We start from the raw sequence: 5,456 nt of genomic DNA, 5'->3' as shown, positions 1-5,456 counted from the left end.
TCGGAATGAATCTAGAGGAGCTGGGGAAGTATAGGGGACAGGAGCCATTAGAGGCAACTTTTGATCTTTTACGAGATGAAGAAAATGCAGTTGGAATGGTAGATTTTTACGGTAAGGAAGAACACATCATAAAATTCATGCAAAGACCCGAGCAAAACGTGTGTACTGACGGGCTCATGTCTGAAGGGAAGCCACATCCAAGGGCATACGGATCTTTTCCCAAAGTACTAGGAAGATATGTAAGAGAGCAGAAGGTATTGACTGTAGAGCAGGCAATAAATAAAATGACAAAAAAAGCAGCGGAAGCAATGGGAATAAAAAACAGAGGTAGCTTAGAGGTCGGTAAGCATGCAGACATCTTGATAATCGATATGGAAACAGTATCTGATAGAGGAACCTATATCGAGCCTATGCAGTTCCCAGTAGGAATAGATAATGTATTTATAAATGGTCATCATGTTATAGAAGAGGGTATTTATAATAAAGTCCTTGCAGGCAAGGTAATTAAAAGAAGTTGAGGAGGAGATATGTTTGTAGTTGGAAACGGAAGGTTAATAACTCACGATCAAATAAATCCTTTTTTTCATAACGGAGCTGTTGCTGTAAAAGGCAATAAAGTAGTTGAAACAGGGAACACAGAGGAAATAAAAACTAAGTATCCAGATGCTGAGTTTATCGATGCCAAGGGACAGCTTATTATGCCTGGTATGATAAATACTCATCACCATATTTATAGTGCATTTGCCAGGGGAATGACATCTAGCGGACCTGCACCTAAAAATTTTATGGATATCCTAGAAAATCTGTGGTGGAAAGTAGATAAAAATCTAAATCTGGAAGAGATAAAATACAGTGCTCTTGCAACCTATATAGAAAGCATAAAAAACGGGGTAACAACAGTATTTGACCATCACGCAAGCCCCATGTCAGTAAAGAACAGCCTCTTTACAATAGCTGAGGCAGCTAAAAAAATAGGAATAAGAACCTGCCTTTGTTATGAGGTGTCAGACAGAGATGGTATGGATGTATTAGATGAGGGGATAAAGGAAAACACCGACTTTATAAAACACTACAATCTAAAAAATCAAAATATGATAAAGGGAATGTTTGGAATGCACGCATCCTTCACTCTCTCAGATGAATCATTGAAAAAATGTGTGAAAGCCATGGAAGGTCTCGATGCCGGCTATCACATACACACGTCAGAAGCCATAGACGATCTTGAAGATTCAATTGAGAAGTATGGCAAAAGAGTAGTGGAGAGACTTAATGAACACGGTGTTTTGGGAGAAAAGACAATAGCAGTCCACTGTATTCACGTCAATGATAAAGAGATGGATATCCTTAAAAATACAGATACCCAGGTGGTACATAATCCAGAATCCAATATGGGAAATTCTGTGGGATGCTCCCCAGCCCTGGATCTAATGGCAAAGGGAATAAATGTAGGGCTCGGAACAGACGGGTATACCAGTGATATGTTTGAATCTATGAAGGTTGCCAATATTATCCACAAACATGTAAAGGCAGATCCTTCTGTAGCGTGGGTTGAGACCCCTAAAATGTTATTTGAAAACAACAGAAAAATTGTATCAAAGTATTTTGACGGAAATATTGGAGTATTAGCAGAAGGTTCCGCAGCAGATATCATTATTGCTGATTATAACCCTCTGACACCTATGAATGAAACAAACTATAACAGCCATATACTGTTTGGACTTATGGGTAGAAGTGTAAATACCACCATCATTGACGGGAAAATAATAATGAGAGACAGGAAAATCCTATCAGTAGACGAGGGCATGATTTTAAATAAATCCAGAGAAGTAGCAAAACAGATGTGGGATAGGATGTAAAAAGAAAATTATCAGATTTAAATAATAGTTGAATTAAGAATCAGGGGGGAATTTTTAATGGCAAATATAAAAGTAAATTTTGCAGGATTAAAGTATGAAAATCCTGTAATTGTGGCAGCAGGTCCACCGTCAAAAGATGCTGAAACTTGTGTGAGAGCCGTGGAAAACGGAGCAGCAGGAGTGGTTACCAAGACTATCTCATCTGTGGCTGCTGAGATTCCCAAACCTTGCATGCATGATTTTAAAGGAAAGCATTTTCTTAATACTGAATTATGGTCTGAAGAATCACCTGAACACTGGGTAGAAAATGAATATGCTAGATGTAAGGCTGCAAACGAGCCAGTAATCATCGGACTCGGATATGTAGAAGCTGATATCAGAAAACTAATTCCGATGGTAGATAAATTTGCAGATGCCTATGAGATCTCGAGCCACTATGTAGGAAGAGATTTGACTCCTATGCTAAGCACGCTGAGAGCAGCAAAAGAACTGTCAGACAAGCCTGTATTTATGAAGGTTTCACCTGGAATAGAAAACTTAGATGAGGTAGCTAGGCAACTAGAAGCAAATGGTGCAGATGGTCTGGTGGCCATAAACTCAGTGGGGCCGTGTCTCTCTATCGATATTGAGACGGGAAAACCTCACATGGGATCTAAAAACGGATACGGATGGATGTCAGGAGCTGCCATCAAGCCTATTGCCATGAGGGTGGTATATGAACTGTCTAAAGCAGTTGAGATTCCTGTCTTTGCAGTAGGCGGGATAATCAAAGGGGAAGATGTAATTGAATTTATAATGGCCGGTGCAACAGCAGTTCAGGTATGTACACAGGCAATTATTGAAGGTCCTAAAGCCTTTGGAAGAATAGTCAGAGAAACTGAAAAATGGTTGGATGATCACGGATACAGCAGTTTAGACGATATAAGAGGAATTGCAGGAAGACATTTAGAGAAAAGAACAGCTCCTAATTATGTAACTACACCACCGACAGTATCAAAAGAAAAATGTATTGGCTGTGGAATCTGTGCAAACCTTTGTCCATACCATGCAATTAATATAAATGAAAATAAACTTGCTGTAATTGATGCCGATAAATGCTTTGGATGTGGAGTATGTGTGTCTAAGTGTCCTAAGGATGCTATGACCATCTCTAGATAGGAGGTCTATAATGAAACTTCTTCTAAAAAACGGGACTATAGTAACAAGTGATAAAGTATTCAAAGAGGATATCCTCATTGAATACGGACTGATATCTAAGATCGGAAAAAACCTGGAAATAGATAAAGGGGAAGTTGTAGACCTTGAGGGGAAATATGTTATGCCAGGTGGAGTGGATGTTCATACACACTTTAATTTGGATGTGGGGATAGCAGTTGCAAAGGATGATTTTTATACTGGGACTGTGGCAGCTGCCTGCGGGGGAACCACTACAATAATAGATCACATGGGATTTGGACCTGATAAGTGCACACTTCACCATCAATTAAATAAGTACAAGGCAGATGCAGAAAAAGATGCAGTAATTGATTATGGGTTTCACGGGGTAATTCAGCATGTAAATGAGGAAATATTAGAAGAAATGGAGTCTATGGTGCAAGACGGAGTAACTTCATTTAAGGCTTATATGACCTATGATAACAAATTACAGGATGAGGAAATCAAAGCTGTCATGAAAAGGCTGAGCTCTCTAGGGGCTATGACAACCATTCATGCTGAAGTGCATGAAGAGATACTGGAACTTAGAGAAAAATACACCTCCGAAGGAAAAACCAAGGCCATTTATCACGCCAAATCAAGACCGGTAAAAACCGAGGTGGAAGCTATAAAAAGAATGATAGAGATGTCAAAAGAAGCTGGTGATGCTCCTCTATACATAGTTCACCTGTCTTCGGGTGACGGCCTGGATGTCATAAAAAAAGCAAAAGCCGAGGGACGGAATATTTATGCTGAAACTTGCCCTCAGTATTTATTCTTAGATGAAGATAGGTATCTTGAGGATCAAGATAGAGGCCTTAAATATATAATGAGTCCGCCCCTCAGAGAAAAAGGCAATAATGAAAGGCTCTGGAACGGAATAGCCCAAGGGGATATTCAAACTGTTGCAACAGATCACTGTCCTTTTGATTTTAAATTAAAAAAAGAACTTGGAAGTGATGATTTTACAAAATGTCCAAATGGAGGACCAGGTGTGGAAACCAGAATAGCTCTTATGTTTTCTGAGGGGGTCGGTAAAAATAGGATAAGCATAAATAAATTTGTTGATATTGTGAGTACGGCACCAGCCAAATTATTTGGACTGTATCCTAAAAAAGGTTCTATATCTATAGGGGCAGATGCTGACCTTATGGTCATAGATCCTGAGAAACAAGTGACAATACAACATGAAAACCTCCACGAAAATGTAGATTATACACTATATGAAGGGATGGAATTAAAAGGATATCCTATTATGACTATCTCAAGGGGAGAAATAATAGTAAAAAATAATAAATTTCTAGGACAAAAGGGTAGGGGGAGATACTTAAAGAGAAAGACTATATTTTGAGAAAGCCGGGGGGCTGAATATGTATGAAATTATTGTAAATGAAAAACTTACTAAGACAGATAAAGTCAAAAACTTATTAAAATATTTAAGAGATGATCTTAATTTGAAGGCTGCCAAAAACGGATGTGAAGAAGGTGCATGCGGGACATGTACCGTTCTTGTAGATGGAAAAGCTATGAAAGCATGCGTTCTTAAGACAGATAAATTAAAGGGGAAAAAAATAACTACTTTAGAGGGATTATCTCAAAGAAAAAGGGATGTCTTCGCATATGCTTTCACAGAAGTGGGAGCCGTTCAGTGTGGTTTCTGCATTCCAGGTATGGTTATGAGTGCCACGGCTTTATTTTTAAAAACTCTGAACCCAACTAAAGACGAGATAAAAAAGAGCTTAACAGGGAATATCTGCAGATGCACCGGATATGTGAAAATAGAGGAAGCTATTGAGCTTGCTGCAGAGATACTGAGGACAGAGAGAATAATCCCCAAAAGAGAATGCAAAGGGATGGTAGGAGAACATGTGCATAGAATCGACGGACCTGCTAAAGCAATAGGGGAAGGAATCTATGCAGAGGATATAAAAATAGATGGAATGTATTATGGAGGTGCTGTAAGGTCAGAATATCCCAGAGCAAGGGTATTGTCCATAGATGTGAGTGAAGCTGAGGCTATGGAAGGGGTTCTTAAAGTATTAACGGCAGAAGATGTCCCTGGAATTAATAATATCGGTCACCTTTCTTTTATCTCAGACTGGGATGCATTGATCCCAGTGGGGAAGATCACCAGGTATAGAGGAGACGCCATAGCACTGGTGGCAGCCAAGGATAAGGAAACTCTAGAGGCGGCTAAAAAGGCCGTGAAGATAGAGTATGATGAGCTAACTCCTGTTTTGAGTATAGAGGATGCAAAAAAAGAATGTGCACAAAAAATTCATGAAAAGGGGAATCTCTTATTTCATGAAACATTGAGCAGGGGAAACGTAGAAAAGGCGATAGCTGATTCAAAGCACGTAGTAACTCATATTTATAATACCCCTGCCACAGAACATGCATATTTAG

Annotated in this window: 5 protein-coding genes; all 5 read left to right on the top strand. The window is 39.2% G+C overall.

The genetic code is table 11. The features are described from left to right. Window positions 1–518, top strand: a 518-nt coding sequence (locus ABZA26_RS06675) for an amidohydrolase family protein (RefSeq protein WP_372713743.1), incomplete at its 5' end; no start/stop codon positions are given. Between the two features lie 9 nt (window positions 519–527). Next, window positions 528–1,856, top strand: a complete 1,329-nt coding sequence (gene ssnA, locus ABZA26_RS06670) for a putative aminohydrolase SsnA (RefSeq protein ID WP_372713742.1) — start codon at window positions 528–530, stop codon at window positions 1,854–1,856. 57 nt (window positions 1,857–1,913) lie between these two features. Next, on the top strand, window positions 1,914–3,014 hold the full coding sequence (locus ABZA26_RS06665; protein ID WP_372713741.1) for a 4Fe-4S binding protein: 1,101 nt from the start codon (window positions 1,914–1,916) through the stop codon (window positions 3,012–3,014). 10 nt (window positions 3,015–3,024) lie between these two features. Beyond that, window positions 3,025–4,401 (top strand): dihydropyrimidinase, encoded by a 1,377-nt coding sequence (gene hydA / locus ABZA26_RS06660; RefSeq protein WP_372713740.1) that lies wholly within the window; start codon window positions 3,025–3,027, stop codon window positions 4,399–4,401. Window positions 4,402–4,420: 19 nt separating this feature from the next. Next, the coding region (locus ABZA26_RS06655; protein ID WP_372713739.1) for a 2Fe-2S iron-sulfur cluster-binding protein at window positions 4,421–5,456 on the top strand (1,036 nt) is incomplete at its 3' end.

It is taken from the genome of Ilyobacter sp., from assembly GCF_041583315.1.
GTDB lineage: Bacteria > Fusobacteriota > Fusobacteriia > Fusobacteriales > Fusobacteriaceae > Ilyobacter.
Note: the sequence above shows the minus strand (reverse complement) of the source record. Positions and strands in the feature narration are given on the sequence as shown.

Bases quoted from the DNA above. Each gene is read 5' to 3' on its own strand.
- ABZA26_RS06665 (WP_372713741.1), top strand. From the start codon at position 1,914: ATGGCAAATATAAAAGTAAATTTTGCAGGATTAAAGTATGAAAATCCT.
- ssnA (WP_372713742.1), top strand. From the start codon at position 528: ATGTTTGTAGTTGGAAACGGAAGGTTAATAACTCACGATCAAATAAAT.
- hydA (WP_372713740.1), top strand. From the start codon at position 3,025: ATGAAACTTCTTCTAAAAAACGGGACTATAGTAACAAGTGATAAAGTA.